Source organism: Candidatus Ulvibacter alkanivorans, from assembly GCF_003333325.1.
Classification (GTDB): domain Bacteria; phylum Bacteroidota; class Bacteroidia; order Flavobacteriales; family Flavobacteriaceae; genus Ulvibacter_A; species Ulvibacter_A alkanivorans.
The window spans coordinates 1-16,724 of sequence record NZ_QOLC01000081.1 but is presented as its reverse complement, the minus strand read 5'-3'; the positions used below and the strand labels follow the sequence as shown (position 1 = coordinate 16,724).

Annotated in this window: 19 protein-coding genes; 9 read left to right on the top strand and 10 right to left on the bottom strand. The window is 36.1% G+C overall.

From position 1 onward, the window contains the following. The first annotated feature begins 285 nt into the window (after positions 1–285). From DWA30_RS07810 to DWA30_RS07775, 9 genes are all read left to right on the top strand, one after another. Positions 286–1,374, top strand: a complete 1,089-nt coding sequence (locus tag DWA30_RS07810; RefSeq protein ID WP_114491981.1) for a sensor histidine kinase — start codon at positions 286–288, stop codon at positions 1,372–1,374. 15 nt (positions 1,375–1,389) lie between these two features. Next, the gene (locus DWA30_RS07805) at positions 1,390–2,724 is read left to right on the top strand and encodes a sigma-54-dependent transcriptional regulator (protein ID WP_114491980.1); all 1,335 of its coding nucleotides are present in this window, start codon (positions 1,390–1,392) and stop codon (positions 2,722–2,724) included. Between the two features lie 569 nt (positions 2,725–3,293). Further along, entirely contained in the window at positions 3,294–3,437 is a 144-nt protein-coding gene (locus DWA30_RS13305; protein ID WP_168421753.1) for a hypothetical protein, read from the top strand. Beyond that, positions 3,409–4,716: a Glu/Leu/Phe/Val family dehydrogenase gene (locus DWA30_RS07800; protein ID WP_114491979.1), complete on the top strand. Its 1,308-nt coding sequence runs from the start codon at positions 3,409–3,411 to the stop codon at positions 4,714–4,716. Before DWA30_RS13305 ends, DWA30_RS07800 begins: the two co-directional genes overlap by 29 nt. Before the next feature lie 26 nt (positions 4,717–4,742). Next, positions 4,743–5,162, top strand: coding sequence for a GreA/GreB family elongation factor (locus DWA30_RS07795; RefSeq protein ID WP_114491978.1), 420 nt, complete (start codon positions 4,743–4,745; stop codon positions 5,160–5,162). A gap of 11 nt (positions 5,163–5,173) precedes the next feature. Then, on the top strand, positions 5,174–5,596 hold the full coding sequence (locus tag DWA30_RS07790) for a hypothetical protein (RefSeq protein WP_114491977.1): 423 nt from the start codon (positions 5,174–5,176) through the stop codon (positions 5,594–5,596). A 12-nt stretch (positions 5,597–5,608) separates the two neighbouring features. Then, positions 5,609–5,998, top strand: coding sequence for a hypothetical protein (locus DWA30_RS07785; protein WP_114491976.1), 390 nt, complete (start codon positions 5,609–5,611; stop codon positions 5,996–5,998). Between the two features lie 12 nt (positions 5,999–6,010). Further along, on the top strand, positions 6,011–6,853 hold the full coding sequence (locus DWA30_RS07780) for a universal stress protein (RefSeq protein WP_114491975.1): 843 nt from the start codon (positions 6,011–6,013) through the stop codon (positions 6,851–6,853). Between the two features lie 893 nt (positions 6,854–7,746). Next, positions 7,747–8,961, top strand: coding sequence for a site-specific integrase (locus tag DWA30_RS07775; RefSeq protein WP_114491974.1), 1,215 nt, complete (start codon positions 7,747–7,749; stop codon positions 8,959–8,961). A 35-nt stretch (positions 8,962–8,996) separates the two neighbouring features. Here DWA30_RS07775 and DWA30_RS07770 read toward each other — a convergent pair whose 3' ends face one another. The 10 genes from DWA30_RS07770 to DWA30_RS07725 form a co-directional block, all read right to left on the bottom strand. Continuing rightward, positions 8,997–9,782, bottom strand: coding sequence for a M90 family metallopeptidase (locus DWA30_RS07770; protein WP_114491973.1), 786 nt, complete (start codon positions 9,780–9,782; stop codon positions 8,997–8,999). Positions 9,783–9,794: 12 nt separating this feature from the next. Next, the gene (locus tag DWA30_RS07765) at positions 9,795–10,007 is read right to left on the bottom strand and encodes a heavy-metal-associated domain-containing protein (RefSeq protein WP_114491972.1); all 213 of its coding nucleotides are present in this window, start codon (positions 10,005–10,007) and stop codon (positions 9,795–9,797) included. Between the two features lie 20 nt (positions 10,008–10,027). Then, positions 10,028–12,286, bottom strand: a complete 2,259-nt coding sequence (locus DWA30_RS07760; RefSeq protein WP_114491971.1) for a heavy metal translocating P-type ATPase — start codon at positions 12,284–12,286, stop codon at positions 10,028–10,030. 165 nt (positions 12,287–12,451) lie between these two features. Further along, the gene (locus tag DWA30_RS07755; RefSeq protein ID WP_114491970.1) at positions 12,452–13,066 is read right to left on the bottom strand and encodes a cation transporter; all 615 of its coding nucleotides are present in this window, start codon (positions 13,064–13,066) and stop codon (positions 12,452–12,454) included. A gap of 2 nt (positions 13,067–13,068) precedes the next feature. Next, a complete protein-coding gene (locus DWA30_RS07750) occupies positions 13,069–13,338 on the bottom strand; it encodes a thioredoxin family protein (RefSeq protein WP_114491969.1) in 270 nt (89 codons plus the stop codon). 67 nt (positions 13,339–13,405) lie between these two features. Next, positions 13,406–13,792, bottom strand: a complete 387-nt coding sequence (locus DWA30_RS07745; protein ID WP_114491968.1) for a metal-sensing transcriptional repressor — start codon at positions 13,790–13,792, stop codon at positions 13,406–13,408. A 9-nt stretch (positions 13,793–13,801) separates the two neighbouring features. Beyond that, positions 13,802–15,508, bottom strand: a complete 1,707-nt coding sequence (gene merA, locus DWA30_RS07740; protein WP_210725397.1) for a mercury(II) reductase — start codon at positions 15,506–15,508, stop codon at positions 13,802–13,804. Positions 15,509–15,543: 35 nt separating this feature from the next. After that, positions 15,544–15,879 carry a heavy-metal-associated domain-containing protein gene (locus tag DWA30_RS07735; protein ID WP_114491967.1) on the bottom strand — a complete coding sequence of 112 codons (336 nt, stop codon included), beginning with the start codon at positions 15,877–15,879 and terminating at the stop codon, positions 15,544–15,546. Between the two features lie 17 nt (positions 15,880–15,896). Continuing rightward, positions 15,897–16,490 (bottom strand): mercuric transport protein MerTP, encoded by a 594-nt coding sequence (gene merTP / locus DWA30_RS07730; protein ID WP_114491966.1) that lies wholly within the window; start codon positions 16,488–16,490, stop codon positions 15,897–15,899. Further along, positions 16,487–16,724: ArsR/SmtB family transcription factor (locus tag DWA30_RS07725; RefSeq protein WP_136073175.1), on the bottom strand; the 238-nt coding region annotated here is incomplete at its 5' end. The genes merTP and DWA30_RS07725, both read right to left, overlap by 4 nt.

The following is a 16,724-nucleotide window of genomic DNA, read 5'->3' as shown; positions in this document are numbered from 1 at the left end:
AAATAACTGATATTGTATGTTCAAGCCGATCAACAATTGATTATTGAATGATATGATAAAAAAATAATCGTAACCAAGACCTTGAATCGTTATTCCGGTGTATTCCTAATAGATGATTTAATTTATATATGCTTAATGACTATACCTCTCACAATTTCGTATTTTTAAAAAAATTGCGAACAACATAACTTGACAATAAAGGTGTATTTAAAGGATGCCTAAATTTCTTGAAAATAGAATTAAATTGAGTCTATAAATAATGCTTGTGCTATCACAATAATAGCTATGAAACAACTAACTACTACAGAACAAACTCTAAAAGAAAGGATCAAAGAGCTAACCTGCCTCTATGACATATCTTCCATTATCGTAAATGCAGACGCTGATCAATTGCAAGAAACCCTCAAAGCGATTTCACTAAGTCTAAAAAAAGGATTTCAATTTCCTAAAAAAACCGAAATTTCTATTATAACCTCTATGGCATCATTTGAAACCGAAGCATTGAATGAAATGCTTCAAATTAGCTCTCGTATCCACGTTTTTAATGCCCCTGACGGGAAGGTTATCGCCTCTTTAAAGGATGACAAAAGCTCTTTCTTAAAAGAAGAGCAGCAACTACTTGATAGTGTAGCACTAAAAATTGGAAACCTTTTAGAACGTATTGAAATTCAGCAAAACGAAACTTCTCTAAAACGCCAAATGGAACGGGCAGACCGGCTTTCCATCTTGGGCGAAATCACTGCTGGTATTGCACACGAACTCAATACACCGCTCGCCAACATATTGGGCTTTGCAGAACTTTTAAAAGATAATTTTAAAACCGACAAAAAAGTTTCGGAAGACCTGGATAAAGTTATTGAAAATGCAATCTTTTCACGTGAAGTGGTTAAAAAACTGATGTTCTTTGCCTGTGAGATGCCTCAAGAAATGAAACGGGTAAATCTAGTGCCGAGAATAAAAAATGCCTTGGCGCTACTCGATGCTTCCTTTAAAAAAGCTAATGTTAAACACCTTGTAAAAATTGAAGAGGAAGAATTAATGCTAAAAGCAGACACAATTCAGCTAACTCAAATTATTTTCAACTTAATTATCAATGCTATATACTTCTCACCAAAAAATGGATTAGTAACAATTGAAGCATCCCAAACTAAGGATCTCATCACTTTAAAAATCATCGATGAAGGCCCCGGGCTATCAAATGAGGCGCTTGAAAAAGTGTTCCAGCCATTCTTTACTACGAAACCAACAGGCGACGGTTCTGGTCTTGGATTGAGTGTAGTGCATGGTATCGTAGCAAGCCATAAAGGATCTATTGTCGTTGAGAATAACTTAAAAAAGGGTGCAACGTTTACGGTTAAACTTCCAAAAACTTAATACATTTATAATCCAATGCAGTTTAAAAAAGAGAATATACTAATAGTAGATGATGACATCCATATTTTGGAACTGTTGCAACGTCATTTACAATCATGGAATTTTCACTCTTATAAAGCTGTTTCAGTAAAGGAAGCTGTTCAAATACTTCGAGATACAAAGATTGACTTACTTATTACCGACTTGAAAATGCCAGAGATAGACGGCACCGAACTTATCAAATTTGTATCAGAACACTATCCTGCCTTACCCAAACTTGTGATTACTGGTTATCCATCTGTTCAAGATTCGCTGTCCGCCATAAAATCTGGTGTGGTCGATTATTTAACCAAACCTTTTACCAAAGAAGAACTTAGTAGTGCTATCGAGAAATCTTTGGGTAGTAAAGACATTAGCTCTAAAAAGCCTGTTTCAGCAAAAGCAATAGATCAAAAGGGTGATGCTTACGGTGATATTATCGGTAATTCAGAAAAAATAAATGAGGTCATTCAAATTATTGAACGGGTAAAGGATAATAAGGCCACCATTTTTATAAAAGGGGAAAGTGGAACGGGTAAAGAACTTGTAGCGCGCGCTATCCATTATCAAGGAAAATTTTCTCGAGCACCATTTGTCGCGGTTAACTGTGGTGGTATTCCTGAAAATTTATTAGAATCGGAACTTTTTGGCTACACTAAAGGTGCATTTACAGGAGCTGAAAATAACCGAGAGGGTTTTTTTCAGGCAGCAAATAGTGGAACGATTTTTTTGGATGAAATAGGTAACGCTTCAAAGGCTGTACAGACGCGATTATTACGTGTGCTTCAAGAAAAAGAAGTGGTAAAAGTTGGTGCACAAAAGGCAGATAAAATTGATGTTCGTATTATTGCAGCCACCAACAGCGACCTGAAGGAAATGATTAAAAAAGATACCTTTAGAGAGGATCTATATTACCGTCTTACGGTTGTGGAAATTGATGTAGCTCCCTTGCGGGAACGCAAGGAAGACATTTCTTTGCTTGTGGACAAATTTCTGTTTAAATACGGATTAGAGTATAAAGATCGTTTTGTTAAAATAAGTCCAGAGGCTTCCGCCATATTACAGCGATATGATTGGCCGGGAAACATCCGTGAACTTGAAAATGTGATACAACGAGCTGTCATAATGTGCGATAGACATATTGGCGTAACAGATCTCCCCGACACTTTAAAATACAATATAGATTTTTCTGAAGACGAATTACTTCCGCTCAAGGAAATTGAAAAAAGATATATTCAAAAAGTATTGAATGCCACAAATAACAATAAGACGAAAGCTGCCGATATTTTAGGTATTGATAGGAAAACCATTCGGCAAAAGCTGTCTGATTAAACGCTACTATACCGGTACAGTATACCCCAACCGGGTAATTATGTACCAGTCTACAAATCCACTTTAGCTTTTGCAAAAGCGCACAAACCCTTACCGTGTAAGGGTTTCTTCTTTCTAATTCACTTCTGGCACACCTGCTGGCATATAGATTGCCATTAGTTCATCGAACGAGAACAATGTAATATGAAATCAAACACATTCAATATTTGTCCCGCCTGCATCCATAGAGATAGCTGCGTGATTACCCACGACAAGAGTCAGGTCTGGTCTTGTAGTGAGTACGAGGAAGGAACTATTCCGATCAATATAAACAATATAAACAAAGAAAAGCCAGAAATGGTGATGGTTTAATACAAAAATTAAAAAATGATTCGTAACAAGTTAATATCATATTTATTCGGTAAAAAAGATCCGAACAACAAACTACAATTCAGTTCCATATATAACAACCCTTCCAGGTTTCATAATAATCAAAACCTGCTAAAAAGAAGAGATTTAATTAACAATCCATTTTACTAATAATACTATGACTGCACATTCCCAAATAGATCATAATACGCAAAAAAGAAATGAAATTCTTAAGAGAAGAAGAAGATACATTAACGAGAAATACAATGAAAGAAGTATCTCGAATCGACTTTTTAAATAATCACAAAAAAAATCCGTTCAAAACGGTTTATACCTATGACAACATTAACAGCAAAAGCACCTAAAGGGAAACAGAAAAAAGCACCTATAAAGGGAATGATGGATAATGTGATGGAGCAGTTTAATAGCGCTTCAGACCATATTGATCTTCACCCAAACATCCGAAAGATCTTAAGCATCACAAACAACGAAATCATCGTGCATTTCCCAGTAAAAATGGATAATGGTGAGGTGGAAATCTTTACCGGATATAGAGTACAGCACAACAACGCATTAGGGCCATATAAAGGAGGCCTGCGCTATCACCCTACTGTAGATATAGACGCCGCAAGAGCTCTTGCAATGTGGATGACCTGGAAAACTTCACTAGCCGGTTTGCCTTATGGTGGCGGTAAAGGAGGCATCCAGTTAGATCCTTCAAAATATTCACAGAGCGAATTAGAACGTATTACACGTAGATTCACTTTTGCCTTGGCAGATAACATAGGACCGGAACACGACATTCCTGCTCCAGATGTCAATACCAATAGCCAAACGATGGCATGGATTGCAGATACGTATATGAGTACACGACCACCGGCAGAACGCACAGCAAATCAACACGTAGTTACAGGTAAACCCGATGGTAGCGGAGGTCTCGAAGGACGTGACCGCGCTACAGGATACGGTGTATTTTTAAACATCAAATTCTGGGCGGAGAAGCATGAAGAAACTTTAAAGGGTAAGAAATTTATCGTTCAAGGATTTGGCAACGTGGGTTATTGGGCATCACATTTCTTGGAGAAAGAAGGCGCAAAATTGGTAGCCGTCCAAGACGCATTTGGCAGCATTAGAAGTACCAATAGTATTAAAGTAGAAGATCTTTTGAATTATTCAAAAATCAACAATGGTAGTGTTTCTGGATTTCCCGGTGCATTTGATCTTGACAATGAAAAGTTCTTTACCACTGAATGCGATATCTGTATTCCGGCAGCACTTGGAAACCAAATAACAAAAGAAAATGCCCCTAAGATCAAGGCAAAACTTATTGCTGAAGGTGCTAATGGACCTACCAATGTCGAAGGTGAGAAGATACTACTGGAAAGAGGTGTAACCATAATCCCCGATATCCTATGTAATTCTGGAGGTGTAGTAGGCAGTTATTTTGAATGGCTACAAAACCGAAATGGTGAACTGTGGCAATTGGACGAGGTAATGGCAAAACTCGATAAGAAAATGCGCGAATCATTCAACAAGGTGTTTGATTATGCTGAAGAAGAAAAGATAGATCTAAGAACAGCCGCCTATTGTATAGCAATTAGACGGATTGAAAAAGCCTATATCCAACGAGGTATATTTCCATAATTAATAACATTAAAAAAACAGCAAAAATGAAATACGGAAGCATCATATTAGAAAAAAAAGAGTATGTGTATTTAAAACGAATCCTTAATATCTCAGGATATGCCGAGAATTTTGAAACTCAGAAATCGCTACAACGATTAAGTGAAGAACTTAGAAAAGCGCAAGTTTTAGATGAAAAAGACATGCCAGAAGATGTAATTCGATTCAACAGTAAAATTATGGTGTATTCTGAAACGGGCTGGGAGAAATCCCTTCAACTTGTAATCCCTTCAGAAAAAGACGCAAAGCTGGATAAAGTATCTATCCTCACCCCAATGGGGGCAGCTCTTTTTGGTTATTCAGAAGGAGATACGATCGAATGGGATTTTCCTTCAGGAACTCAAAAAATTAAGATTGTGACGGTGACACAAGACACAACTCAAAATAAAATTGAAACACCTATTTAAAACAAAACACAATGGTACCTACTGAAATAGAAATATACAATCACGATACTGATGTCGATGTCACGCATAAAATAAACACGATCGAGCTGGATAACTGGATCAATCATCTTAAATACATCAAGAAAGAGCTCAATAATTTAATTGGTCTTTGTAATGCAAATTTAGACCAACGGTTAGAAGATGAAAGTGTCGTTCAAAAATTTCAGAAAAAAGAAACTGAAAATGACACGCTATTAATAGCTCTTCAAAAATATATGAGCACACGAAGTGAAATTATTGAGTGCGAAGACACACAGTGTGATATGGCATACATAAATGAACATGAAAGCTATAGAAGAAGCTATTTGTACCATCTGGACAAATATCGAAGATTAAAAGACGAGTTTTTCAGTAAAGTACAAGGTAAGTTTACACTATTGCAAGGGATATCTTAAGCGTTCAATATTTTGGAAATTAAATTATCAAATAAGATTGAGACGCACCGAAGACTTTGTATTAAAAAAGATATTATAGCACTAAATCACTGGATCGATGCGCTTACATACGTTAATACAGAAATAGATTCTTTAAGTATTATTGTGCAACAGTTAATCAAAGAACATAGTATAGCGCTAACTCTGCAAGGGTTACGTAGGAAAAACACATTACTGCTGGCACTGCTATGTAAATATGAGCAAGAACTAAACGCTGAATATGAATACGGAAAATTTGAATATAACTTAACACGTGCCAAAGAGCACGAAAAAAAACGGGATAAGCATACCTCATTCATTCAAGAGTACACCCTTTTCAAAAATGAGATATACCAAAGGTTATCCAAATTTCAACGCAGATAAAATTTAGAAAAGATGAAAAAGATATTAATTCCTGTCGACTTTAAATTCAATAGTTACGATGCCATTGATTATGCTATTAATTTTTTTAAACATGAGCAATGCGAATTTTACTTTCTGAACACATACAGCTATGATATATCAGGACTTAACACCATAGATCTACTACAGGCAGACGGTGATTGGTACGACAAACCTAAGCACGATTCTGAAGACAATCTTGGTAAAACAATTCAGAAATATGCGCTTAACAACCGAGAAAGCAAACATCACTTTAGCGCGATTTCTGAATATTCAAACCTTATCGAAGGTATGAAAAAAGCGATAAAAGATATTAATATTGATTTAGTAGTACTTCCAGGGAAAGACCAAACAGGGAAAGATTCAATACGATATAGCCGAAACACTAAGAGAATAATAGAACATATTCGGGAATGTCCCGTTATGATCATTCCAGCATCTGCAAAAGTGCATAAGAAACCCAAATTTGTATTGGTATCAAGTTTTGATCTGGATCTACCTATAAAAGAACTTGACAATTGGTACGAATTGGTAGAAATTGCCAAAGGATGCATAAAAATTGTTACCCTTTCTGGAAAAGAAGAACTCTCAGAAGTTCAAAAAACTAATCAAAATAAGGTTCACTCTCATTTAGAAAAACTCTCTGAAGAGAAGATTGAAGTAGAGTATATAAAAAATGCGCCGGCGCTTAAAGACTTTGCAAGATATCATTCAGATTACATTATGTGTCTTATTGACAGAAAACCAGATTTGTGGAGAAAGTTAGGTATTATCCATTCACGAATTACAAATTTAGGCCCATTGCCGAGTACACCAGTAATTGCTTTACACAGATAATTATGAAATCGATGAGCAACCGTCGGTTCTACATAGTCGCGGTGCTAATCGGCTTAGCCGTAATAGCTATCCTCAGCTGGTTAGTACCTGCGCCTATTTTTAATTTGTGAGTCATTAAAGACAACGCACTACCCAGTGCATATTCTTGTTTCGATAAATGTTGCGCTTATTAAGGTACTTGCTTTTGTTGTCATAATATTAACTCTTTGACCTGTCTGCCGACAGGCAGGTTAAACAGTATTTGAGCAGAACCCGAACGGAAGATAAAACCTTGGCTCAAAAGTGAACGGAATAAATGAGTAAGGGCAGAAGCGATGGCTTTATGCCGTAGTCTTTTGATGGAAGTATTTTTACGAGTTTACCTTGTGTTTATATTGTATGACAATATACTTTCAATCGAAGAAAAAAGTTAAAATACCTAAAGCCTTATTAATCTTCAGCGTAAAAATGGGATTTGACATCAAATGAAAAGATATAGTATTAAAGCCAATTTGGTTCTGAATAAAGACAAAGTGGTGTGTCTATGTTATACCCAAGTTCAAAAATCGTAAAGAAAAACTTTTTTTAAATAAAAAGCCGAAGATTTCTCTTCGGCTTTAGTGCGGGCGGGGAGACTCGAACTCCCACACCTTGCGGCACTAGATCCTAAGTCTAGCGTATATTGCACCAAAGAAACACAAAAATACTCATTTTCAATGAGTTAGTCATTTTTTCATTTTCTTTAAAGTCATTTAATATCAGTTGATTTCAGCATTTGTTGTACATATGTTGTACCCAAAAGTTCTAATAAAGACGTATCTTTATAGAAAGTGTACAACAAAAATTGAGCAAAAAACACAATGTTGTACCTATGTTGTACCTGATTTGACTTTCGTACTCAAAACAGGTCAATTATGTCATCAAATGCAAAAATAGTTCTACGCAAAAAACCGAACACCAAGGGGCAATATCCGTTGGCTATTCGAATTACAAAAAACCGTCGTTCCACCTATCAATATGTAGGTCATTATATTGATATTGAGGAATGGGACGAGAAAAACCTTCGGGTAAAAAAATCAAATTCAAATGCCGATAGCCTAAACAAGTTATTATCACAACAACTTTCTGATGCCAATAAAGCACTTATCGATTTACAGTCCGAATATAAAGATGCTTCAGCAAACCAGATTAAAAAAGAAATTTATGCCTCAGGGAATTCCTCAACTTTCTTTGAACTGGCACAAGAACATCTGGACGAACTGGAAGTTGCAGAAAAGTTAAACCGTCTATCTACGGACAGCGCATTGATTAGTTATATTGTAAAATATCACAAATCTAAACAGCTTTCATTTCAAGAAATTGATGAACGATTTCTTAAAAAATTGATGATATACCTCAAGGTTAAGCACAGCCTAGCTGAGACTTCAATAATGAATATACTTGTCCTAATCCGCTTATTATTCAACAGAGCTATAAAGCTAAAAATAGTCAGTAGGGAACTATATCCTTTCGGTGGTGACAAAATTAAAATCAAGTTTCCTGAGACTACAAAAATAGGGTTGAATATTATTGAGGTAAGAGCTATTGAAGCTTTAGATAATCTAACCTACAATGAAATTCATACAAGAAATGTTTGGCTATTTAGCTTCAATTTTGCAGGAATGCGGGTTACTGATGTACTCTGGACAAAGTGGTCAGACATATACGACAATAGGCTTCATTATAGAATGAATAAAAACTCAAAACTACTGTCCTTAAAAATTCCAGATAAGGTTCTAAGTATTTTAGATTTCTACAGAGATGATAAAAAACACGCTACCGATTTTGTTTTTCCTGAATTGAAAAAGGCCAATCTGGATGATGCAAAAGACATTTATAATAAAAGAAAAACGGCAACCAAAAAATTTAACGATAACTTAAAATCCATTGCCAAAAAAGCAAAAATTGACAAGAAGATTACAATGCACATTGCCAGACATACTTTTGGCAATATTGCCAGTGATTCTATTCATCCTTTAATGTTACAAAAACTATATAGGCATAGTGACTTGAAAACTACACTGAATTATCAGGCAAATTTTATCCATAAAGAAGCAGATGATGCTTTAGATAGCGTTGTTAACTTTTGAATTGTCCTACAGCAAACTGTACCTCTTAAGGTGTACTATACTTCAATTGAACCTATAAGTTTCTGATTAAAACATTTAACCAACATCTTGTATAATTCGGGATGTTTCTTTTTAAGCAAGTCCGGACGTTCAAAAAAATACTCTGAAGCAACGGCAAAGAATTCAGCTTGATTGGTGCCACCATATTTTCTGATATCAGAGTGGTTATCATTTATCGCTTCCATTTCTTTATGGATTAAATTTAACCAAGGTATTGCATATTGATGTTCCATTAGCCGTTCTGGCACACCGTCTGTTCTATCATCCAACTTATCTATAAGATGTACAAATTCGTGTATGCCAGTATTACTTTTATCAGTTGTGTTTTTAAAGCCGTGGTACAATGCTTTTTTGGAAAGTATCATCTGTTTCTCGAACCTTCCATTTCCAACTATTCCACCAATATTCCGTGAGTTATCCTTACTGCTGAATTGCATATCCTCATTAAAATTATCAGGATATAAAAGGATACCACTTAAATTTGTGTAGTGCCATTCCTTGAAGCCAAAAACTGGAATGACGGCACTTGCTGCAATTAAAACCTTATCCAACTCTTCCAGTTCAAACTGCACAGCATCGATATAGACCTCACTTAAAAATAGCATCATTTTTTGCTGAAAAATTAGCTGTGCGTCTTTTGATAGATTTCTATAAAACAGCACATTATCCGTCAATAATTTATGCCAATGTTCTGGAAATGGCTTTACACTATTACGTTTTGCTTTTCTATAAAAATGAACAGCAAAAAGAACAATCACAACCGAAATAAAAATATAAGCCATATTAAAAACGTATTAATCTACAGGTTCGGCCTTAAATCCCACTTTTTGCAAAGTCGCCTTTACATCTTCTTCGGTTGCACCATCGCTTTCGATAGTTAGGATTTTATTAGGATTGGCGGTATCTACTTCCCAACTTTCTACACCTTCTTGTTTGTTTAAAAAAGGGGTGACTTTTGATACGCACCCACCACAATTGATATTTGTTTTAAATTTTAAAGTTTTCATAGTATTGAATTTATTTATTATTAAAGTTTTATTCGTTTAAGTCTTAAGCTATTTGCAACTACAGACACACTACTGAATGCCATTGCAGCACCTGCTATCATCGGATCCAATAAAAAACCGTTTACGGGATACAAAACTCCTGCTGCAATTGGAATGCCAATGATGTTGTAAATGAACGCCCAGAACAAATTCTGGCGTATGCCCAACACGGTTCTTTTTGATAGTTCCAATGCTTTGGGGATGGATTGTAAATCTGATGTTATCAAGGTCATTTTTGCTACATCCATTGCTATATCCGAACCTTTACCCATTGCAATACTTACATTGGCTTGCGCCAATGCGTGCGAATCGTTGATACCATCGCCAACCATTGCTACTATCTTCCCATCCGTCTGTAAATTTTCGACAAAAGCCGCTTTGTCCGAAGGCATTACTTCGCCTTGATAATTTGTTATTCCTACCTGATGTGCCACGGCAGAAGCCGTTTTATTGTTATCTCCCGTGAGCATAAAAACTTCGATGCCTCTTTCTTGAAGCGTAGCTATGGCTTTTTTTGAAGTTTCTTTAATCTTGTCTGAAATGGCCAGTATCGCAAGCACTTGATGTTCGTTAGCAAAGAATATGACCGTTTTTGCCATTTCTTCGAGACTTTCCGCTGTTTGCATTAAAGAAGCGTCTATTTGAATATCTTTTTCGACCATTAGTTTATGGTTGCCTACATAATATTTTGAACCTTTCTCTGATTGCGCCTTTACACCTTTTCCTGTAATGCTTTCGAAAGAAGTAATTTCTGCTTGTTCAATATTTTCTTCTTTCAAATGATTGACGACCGCTTCTGCCAAAGGATGTTCTGATTGTGCTTCGATAGCCAAAAGAATTTCCTTGTATTCCTTTTGATTTTGAAGTTTATCCTTCCAGAGTATATCGGTTACCAGTGGTTTTCCTTCTGTAATCGTACCTGTTTTATCAAGGATTACTGAATTCACTTTATGGCCGAGTTCTAAACTTTCGGCATCCTTTATCAGAATATTATTTTCGGCTCCCTTGCCGATACCTACCATTATGGCGGTAGGTGTTGCCAAGCCCAAGGCACACGGACAAGCGATAACCAACACGGCTACAGAGGTCAATAGGGCTTGTGAAAAGGCATTATCGCCTCCTATTGACATCCAGACTATGAAAGTTATAATGGAAATACCCAATACCACAGGAACGAAAATACCGGCAATCTTATCGACCAGTTTTTGAACGGGTGCCTTACTCCCTTGCGCTTGCTGAACCATTTTTATGATTTGGGAAAGCAGGGTTTCTCCACCTACTTTTTCAGCGGTAAATTGAAAACTTCCTTTTTGATTAACGGTGCCAGCGAACACCTTTTCCCCTTGGGATTTTTGAACTGGAACGGGTTCTCCCGTAATCATACTTTCGTCTACATACGAACTTCCCTTGGAAACTTCGCCATCTACAGGAATCTTTTCTCCGGGACGCACCAAAATGGTCTGACCCACTTGTACGGATGCAATAGGAATTTCCTTTTCTTCCCCGTTCTCAATAATTTTAAGGGTTTTAGGCTGAAGACCCATCAGTTTTTTTATGGCTGAAGAGGTATTTGATTTAGCCTTTTCTTCCAATAGTTTCCCCAAGGAAATAAAGGTGATAATCACCGTAGCCGCTTCGTAATATACGTGAGGCTCGATGCCACGACTTAACCAAAATTCAGGAAAAAAGGTGTTGAACACACTAAAGAGGAAAGCGATTCCGGTACTCAAAGCCACCAAGGTATCCATATTTGCTTTACCGTGTTTGGCCTGCTTTAACGCGTTGCTAAAAAAACTACGCCCAAACCAAAAGAGTATAGGAAAGGCCAATACCAAAGAAATCCACTTCCCTGGTTCCCATTGCATATAGAACATTCCCAGCACAAAAATGGGTAGCGTAAGGATAGCCGACCAGATAGTACGGTTTTTTATGTCCTGATAATGCTTTTTTTGAAGTTCTTGTTGTGCTTCCGAAGGGTCTTCGGCATCTATAATAATATCATAACCAACCTCACGAAGCGCGTTTTGAAGTTGATTTGGACTCAACTCCTTGTCATATTCCACAAGAACGGAACTATTGGCAAAATTAACACTTGCATCAAACACACCTTCCGTGTGTTTTAATACAGATTCAACACTTGCTGCACAAGATGCACAAGTCATTCCCGTAACAGGGAATGATTCCTTTATTCCTTTTTTAGTATTCTTTTCTTTGGTTTCAAATATGTTGATTGTCTCCATAAACCCATTCTTAATTGTATGTTACAAATTTCAGGATTTAAAGACTTTAATATGTTACGTAATATGCTGAATGATTTGTAGAATTTGCTCTTCACAAATTATTACTAACCAATTGGAATAGGTCATTTACGATTTATGTCTCTTATCATCACAATGGGAACGTGTCTATCGGTCTTTAGTAATTGTAATCAAATACCCTTTTGACTCAATGGCCTTTTTTATCTCATCGACATTCGTTTTAGTGGTATCAAATTCTATAATTGAAGCCCCTTCTTCATAAGACGTAGATACATTTGTAACCCCATCAATTTTGTTTACCGAATGGCTGATGTTTTCTTCACAACCCGAACATACCATTCCTTCAATATTCAACTTTACAGTTTGAATATCGGTATTGTTTGTTGCAACAAGTTCTTTTGTGGTCGTTGAGTGAAATATTTGTGGATAATAAGAAACCAATGTCATTACAACAACAAACGCTGTAACCAACCACAAATAGAATTTCGATTTAAAAAATGATGGCTTATCAGTTTCACAATTGCTACAATCTTCCCCTCCCTTTTTTTTATAAACCTGAAAAAAAGCCAATCCCAATGACAAAAATGCTATGACCAACAGATAAGGTTTCAATGTGACGAGCCAGGAAAAATACACAGAACTCCCACTAATACCAACTACACTTGTAAGTAGCAAAGGACCCCAGCAGCATAGTTTAAGGGAAACTGCTGAAAATACAGCAGTCCCCATAGATGCTTTTTTGTTCAATTTATTAATTGCCATACCTAACAGCTTCCTATTCCCGCGTTTGCCAAATCATCTTTTGTGATTTCGATGTTGGTGCAGCAATTCAATAACTCCCCGTTAACTGCAATTGCAGGAACTCTTGTAACCCCATATTCCTTCATTTTTGAAACACAGATTTTACTTTCGCATTGCTCGGACAGATTGTGAAGTGTGATTTCGCAGTCCTTTCCTGCTGTCTCCTTTACTAATTGTACCACAGGCTCGCATACTGGGCAACCTGCTGTAAAAATCTCGATTTGTCGTTTCATCTTATTTAAGTTTAAATTAATAATGGAACAAAGATGAGAACGTAAGGTAGGGGGTCACCAAACTTTTTTAACCTTTTTTTTCGTTGTAGTTTTTTAATCTGGTTTCAATGGTTTGGATTTCTTTTAAGCGATTGGTCAAATCGGATAATTCCAAATTGGGGAATTCACTTTTTAAATATTCAATTTTATCTTCATTGCCACAATTGCCTGGGCAAGAGTCCACAGCCTTTACAATTCCAATAGCAAGCGCTTTTCGATAAACTTCATCCAACAGTAAGTAATGTGCTTTTTGAATGCCTTTATCAATAGATTTGAACTGAATGTTGATTTGCTCGGGGTCCTTTCCCTCATCAAGCATTTTAACAATACCGTTTATTTGACCACTCAAAGTTTTTAATCTGGATTTAATATCCAAGATTAAATCAGTAGGTAATTTATGCTGTTCTCTTTTCATAACTCAAACTTAACTCGCGCAGCAACTTAATTTGGAAACATCTTTCCCAAAGGTAATCGCTGCCAGTTTAACAGATTCTCCTAAAGTTAAATATGGATAAAAGCTTTCTGCTAAATCTTTTACAGTGATTCCAAATTTAATAGCCATACTCAATTGTTGTATCAGTTCACCACCTTCAGGTGCAACTACTCTTGCACCTATTAATTTATCGGTTTCAGTGTTGCGTATCAGTTTTATGAACCCTCTGGTATCTTGAGCTGCCAAGGCTCTTGGAACGTAAATTAAATCAAGTTTACTGACTTCAAAAGGAATTCCCTTTTTTTCTGCTTCAATTTCATCTATACCTGCTCCTGCGATTTGAGGGTCTGTAAATACTACCCAAGGTAATGATGAATAATCAATACTTGTTTTTGTTGATGAAAACGCATTGTTCACTGCTGTACTACCTTCGGTTGCTGCTGTATAAACAAATGCCGGTGTAATGGTGACATCTCCTGCTGCATAAATATTGGAAATATTGGTTTCCATTTTTTCATTTACAATAATATGGCCGCTTTCTGTTAACTTTAGGCCAATATTCTCAAGCCCTAATTTAGAGGTGTTAGGCTTCGTCCCTGTAGCCACCACAATATGTCCTTTTTCAACAATTTGAGTTGTGGAACCATCAGGACAATTACAATGAATAATTGTATCGTTACCTTTCTTTTCAAATTTAAACGCTCTAAAGTTTGGAAGGATTTCAATCCCTTCACTTTTCATTTGTTCTACCAAAACATCTGTAATATCTTTTGTTTGACTGCGTAATGGCCTGTCGGTGAATTCAATGATACATACTTTTACACCCAATCTGTTGTAAGCCATCGCAATTTCCAAACCAATATAACCAGCTCCCATAATGGTCAAACTTTCAGGTTTTTCCTCTAAATCGAACAAGGTCACATTGGTTAAATAACCAACCTCATTCAGTCCTTCAATATTTGGAATATTGGTAGTTGCTCCTGTTGCCATTAGAATGTTGGTTGCTGTGTAGGTGTCTTTTCCATCCACAAGGATTGTTTTATTATCAACAAGTTCAGCCCAACCTGTACGCATTATCAGGTTTTCAAAATCACTTACCACATCCATATATTTTTGTTGCTGAAGTGAAGCAACCAATGCTTTTTTATCTTTTATGGTTTGTGTAAAATCAATGTCTGCTCCTTTAGGTTTTATACCCTTAAAATTGGAATGCGTAGCGAGACGTACCGTTTCGGCAGCCCGAATAAGGTTTTTAGACGGTACACAACCCACATTTACGCAAGTGCCACCAAAATCTAATCCTGCATTTACCATAAGTGTTGTGAGCCCTAAACCTTCAGCTTTAATGGCTGCTGAAAATGCAGCTGAACCACCACCAATAATTATTAAATCGAATTGATTTTGGCCTTTGGAATTTACAGCGGAAACCTCTTCCTCGTCGACATTATTTACAACCGAATAATCACCAACGCTGTTTATAGCATCTATTACATTTGCCTTACTCATCTTATCAGCATCAAAATTAAATTCGCCTTTTCCGGTTTCGTGGTTAACTGTGGAACTTAAAACTCCTTCAGTTGCGTTCATATCCTTTTCGATATGTGTTGCACAACCTTCACAGGTCATACCCTCGATTTCCAATGTAATGATTTCTCTATTTTGAGGCATTTTGATTTTCATTTTAGCTGTATTTTTCATTGAAATCGGTACTGTTTACTTATTAAAAATTAGACCTACCCTTTAATTACTTCGGCCTTAAACCCTTTCTTTTCTATGATAAGTTTTAGGGCTTTGATACTTGTTTTTGAACCATCAAACTCAATAACAGCAATATCTCCAGGGTATTCAACCGAATGTTCCAAAACACCATCTACTTCCTTTAATGCATTATAAATAGCATTGGAACATCCAGCACAAGTAATGCCTGTAATTTTAAATTTCACCGTGATTGCATTATGTTTCTTTGAAGCTACTTCCACAACTTGATTTGTAACCTCCTTACTTTGTGATTTGGCCTGAAAAGAAAACAGCATTAAAGCCAAAATAGGCACTATTGATAGTTTTTTCATAATGGGTAATTTTGCGTTTATTTATCTTTTATAACTTTGTATCCTGTTGAATTAATTGCCTTTTCAATAGCCACTTTAGAGGTTTTAGACTTATCAAACTCTACGATGGCATTTCCCTTTTCATACGAAGGGGTTACATTTATAATACCGTCCAATTCATTTACAGCGTGTTTTATGCTTTCTTCACAGCCAGAACAAGTCATTCCTTGAACATTAAAGTTTACAGTTTGAATATTTGATTGGTTTACAATGACTACTTCTTTTTTATTATCTGGATAAAAAATGAATGAATAATATGGAAATGCCAGCATTATAATTGCAAATACAGTTACAATTCCTAAAAACTTTTTTGATTGTATAAATTTTGGTTTTTCGTCTGTTTCACATTCGCAATCAATTTCTTTTTGAGGTTTTAGTTTTTGATACCAAGCAAAGCCGAGCACTAAAATTGTTAGCCCGATTAGATAAGGTCTAAAAGGCTCAAGCCAAGAAAATGTTGAGGCAATTCCACTTGTTCCAGCGATTAAAGCCAAAACGGGTGTAATACAACATAATGAAGCTGTAATAGCAGCAAGTAAACCTGCACCAATTAATTTGTTCTCACGTTTCATATCGTTTCTAAAACTTTGTTTTTATCGAGTATTTCAAAAAACGGATTTAATAATGTTGAATATTCAGGGGTTAGTGAGTAAAAAATGGTTTGGGCTTCTCTTTCCGTTTGCAATAAATTTCTGTCCTTCATTTTTCTCAAATGTTGGGAAATAGCTGAAATGTTCATTTCGAGAATATCGCTTAAGTCGCAAACGCAAAGTCGTTTTTCCTCAAAGAGTAAGTAAAGTATCTTA

What these genes read in the sequence shown, in the direction of transcription:
- DWA30_RS07805 (WP_114491980.1), top strand. Translation starts at nt 1,390, where the DNA reads ATGCAGTTTAAAAAAGAGAATATACTAATAGTAGATGATGACATCCAT.
- DWA30_RS07765 (WP_114491972.1), bottom strand. Translation starts at nt 10,007, where the DNA reads ATGAAAACTTTAAAATTTAAAACAAATATCAATTGTGGTGGGTGCGTA.
- DWA30_RS07780 (WP_114491975.1), top strand. Translation starts at nt 6,011, where the DNA reads ATGAAAAAGATATTAATTCCTGTCGACTTTAAATTCAATAGTTACGAT.
- DWA30_RS07790 (WP_114491977.1), top strand. Translation starts at nt 5,174, where the DNA reads ATGGTACCTACTGAAATAGAAATATACAATCACGATACTGATGTCGAT.
- DWA30_RS07755 (WP_114491970.1), bottom strand. Translation starts at nt 13,066, where the DNA reads ATGGCAATTAATAAATTGAACAAAAAAGCATCTATGGGGACTGCTGTA.
- DWA30_RS07800 (WP_114491979.1), top strand. Translation starts at nt 3,409, where the DNA reads ATGACAACATTAACAGCAAAAGCACCTAAAGGGAAACAGAAAAAAGCA.
- DWA30_RS07750 (WP_114491969.1), bottom strand. Translation starts at nt 13,338, where the DNA reads ATGAAACGACAAATCGAGATTTTTACAGCAGGTTGCCCAGTATGCGAG.
- merTP (WP_114491966.1), bottom strand. Translation starts at nt 16,490, where the DNA reads ATGAAACGTGAGAACAAATTAATTGGTGCAGGTTTACTTGCTGCTATT.
- DWA30_RS07810 (WP_114491981.1), top strand. Translation starts at nt 286, where the DNA reads ATGAAACAACTAACTACTACAGAACAAACTCTAAAAGAAAGGATCAAA.
- DWA30_RS07735 (WP_114491967.1), bottom strand. Translation starts at nt 15,879, where the DNA reads ATGAAAAAACTATCAATAGTGCCTATTTTGGCTTTAATGCTGTTTTCT.
- merA (WP_210725397.1), bottom strand. Translation starts at nt 15,508, where the DNA reads ATGAAAAATACAGCTAAAATGAAAATCAAAATGCCTCAAAATAGAGAA.
- DWA30_RS07770 (WP_114491973.1), bottom strand. Translation starts at nt 9,782, where the DNA reads ATGGCTTATATTTTTATTTCGGTTGTGATTGTTCTTTTTGCTGTTCAT.
- DWA30_RS07775 (WP_114491974.1), top strand. Translation starts at nt 7,747, where the DNA reads ATGTCATCAAATGCAAAAATAGTTCTACGCAAAAAACCGAACACCAAG.
- DWA30_RS07760 (WP_114491971.1), bottom strand. Translation starts at nt 12,286, where the DNA reads ATGGAGACAATCAACATATTTGAAACCAAAGAAAAGAATACTAAAAAA.
- DWA30_RS13305 (WP_168421753.1), top strand. Translation starts at nt 3,294, where the DNA reads ATGAAATTCTTAAGAGAAGAAGAAGATACATTAACGAGAAATACAATG.
- DWA30_RS07795 (WP_114491978.1), top strand. Translation starts at nt 4,743, where the DNA reads ATGAAATACGGAAGCATCATATTAGAAAAAAAAGAGTATGTGTATTTA.
- DWA30_RS07745 (WP_114491968.1), bottom strand. Translation starts at nt 13,792, where the DNA reads ATGAAAAGAGAACAGCATAAATTACCTACTGATTTAATCTTGGATATT.